The sequence below is a fragment of the Nocardioides sp. CPCC 206348 genome, from assembly GCF_048654705.1.
In the GTDB taxonomy this organism is placed as follows: domain Bacteria; phylum Actinomycetota; class Actinomycetes; order Propionibacteriales; family Nocardioidaceae; genus Nocardioides.
This window is the reverse complement of sequence record NZ_JBMCZA010000234.1, coordinates 33,099-33,992: the sequence shown is the minus strand read 5'-3', so window position 1 is coordinate 33,992 and position 894 is coordinate 33,099. Positions and strand designations below refer to the sequence as shown.

The following is an 894-nucleotide window of genomic DNA, read 5'->3' as shown; positions in this document are numbered from 1 at the left end:
CCGCCGGTCGTCGTACTCCGCTGGAGGACGGGGTCCGGCATCGCCTCGGTCATCGAGGTCACGGCAGCCGGCGGTACCGACGACGCGGCGACAGGAGTCGCAACCGTCCGGGAGGGCGGGTTCACGACCGCCCGCAGCACCAGCCGTCGACGACGAGCTGGACGGGGCACCCGGGGAGGGAGTCGAGGCGGACGTCGGTGACGGTGCCGTCGAAAAGGTCGGCGAAGAGGTCGGGGAGGCGAAGGAGGACGGCACCCGCTGGACGCGGACGACCCGCGCCGACGGGGCGGCCGGCGCGCCCGCGGGACGCACCGCCAGACGTTGCAGGGGCAGCCCGGGACCGGGCAGCACGCTCGAGCGCTGGATGGAGGTGCTGAGGCCGCCGACGTGCAGGGGCGCGACGTCCCCCCGCATCGAGGGCGAGATCGGGGGTTCGGGAACCACCGCCTCCCCCACGGGTACGACGTCCGATCGGCCCGCGCTCGCAACGACGGCCGGTGCGACCGGATGGTCGTGATCCGGGTCGGCGCAGTCGTCGGGGTGGACCGCCTCGACGGCCTCCCCGGGCCCTTCCTCGGCCGACTCCCCGGTCGACTCCGCGGACGGCGCGGACCCCAACGTCGGTGCGGCCGTGGGCGACGCATCGAGCGTGCTCGCCCGTTGCAGGGGCATTCCCGGAGCAGGCGACGGCATCGGGGGTGCAGCGTTCACACCCGGCAACGAGACCTCGGTGAAACCGTTGTCAGCGGCGCGCTGCGCCTGCAGCGCAGGACCGGGCTGCTCGGCGGGCGGCGAGCCCAGGGCCGTCGGGGGCACCTGGGACAACGGCGGGCCGAACCCCAGCCGCGGGCGCTCCCCCGCGACGGCCTGGCCGACGACCGGAGTGGCCGACCC

At 75.7% G+C, this 894-nt stretch carries 1 pseudogene; it reads right to left on the bottom strand.

The features are described from left to right. Positions 1-894, bottom strand: a pseudogene (locus ACOADB_RS26915) (hypothetical protein); the annotation flags it as partial.